General features: G+C 64.2%; 1 protein-coding gene. It reads left to right on the top strand.

All coding sequences use genetic code 11. From position 1 onward, the window contains the following. Positions 1-15: 15 nt before the first annotated feature. A complete protein-coding gene (locus tag AX735_RS04770; protein WP_017502719.1) occupies positions 16-861 on the top strand; it encodes a DUF932 domain-containing protein in 846 nt (281 codons plus the stop codon). Positions 862-1,179 lie beyond the last annotated feature (318 nt).

The raw sequence follows: 1,179 nt of genomic DNA, 5'->3' as shown, positions 1-1,179 counted from the left end.
ACGGAAGGAAAGACCATGAGCATCCACCACCTCGCCACCCGGTTCGGCCGCAACGCCCATCAGATCAGCGGGCGCGAGCCGCTCGACAACGAGGCGCTCTATCGCCACGTCCCATCCATCTTCGCCAACGAGGCGCACGACAGCCGTTCGGAGCGCTATGTCTATGTCCCGACCATCGACATCGTGGAGGGGCTGCGCCGAGAGGGATGGTTCCCGTTCTTCGCCGTCCAGTCGGTCCCGCGTGACGGCAGCCGCCACGGCCACGCCAAGCATATGCTGCGGCTGCGCCGGGACGGAGGCATCGGCAAGCCCGAGGCCGCCGAGGTCATCATCGTCAACAGCCATGACGGGACTAGCGCCTATCAGATGTTCGCCGGGATGCTGCGGTTTGTCTGCACCAACAGCATGATCGCGGGCGAGCGGTTCGAGGAAGTCCGCGTGCCGCATAAGGGCAATATCCAGCACGACATCATCGAAGGCGTTTACACCGTGGCGGAGGACTTCCCCCGGCTGATCGACGCCAGCGAGACGATGAAGGAGGTTCGGCTTTCCGAAGATGAGCAGCGCTTGCTTGGCGAGGTCAGCCTTGTCGCCCGCTATGGCGATGATGAAAGCCCGCTTACCCCCGAGCAGATCATCGAGCCGCGCCGTCACGAGGATCGGGACAGCAGCCTGTGGACCACCTTCAACGTGATACAGGAGAACATCATTCGGGGCGGGCTGCATGGCAGCAAGCGCAATGCCGAAGGCCATATCCGTCGCAGCCGTTCGCGACCGATCAACGGCATCGACCAGAATGTGACGCTCAACCGCGCGCTCTGGACGCTGGCCGAAGGGATGCAACGCCTCAAGACAGGTTGACGCCCATTGCCGCAGGGCTGGACCGTCCGGCCCTGCGGCTTCGCTTCCTGTCGCCGGCATAACGCCGCCGACTCGGATGCCCGTATCGGCAGCGGCCGCGCGGCCCGATGGTCCGCGCGGCCGCTGGAAAAGGCGCGCTCGCCGGACGTTCGCTCGGCTCGCGTTTGTCGGTTCCCCTTATACCAAGGCGACTATAATAATCGTTTTCATGGCGCATAGGCCCGGCCTCGTGAACGTGATCGCGTATGATCACTTCCCGCCAGGTGCGGGCCGCTCGCGCGCTTCTCAATTGGACCCAGGAGATGCTTGCCGACGAGG

Source organism: Blastomonas sp. CCH1-A6 (genome assembly GCF_001556365.1).
GTDB classification, from domain to species: Bacteria; Pseudomonadota; Alphaproteobacteria; order Sphingomonadales; family Sphingomonadaceae; genus Blastomonas; species Blastomonas ursincola.
Note: the sequence above shows the minus strand (reverse complement) of the source record. Positions and strands in the feature narration are given on the sequence as shown.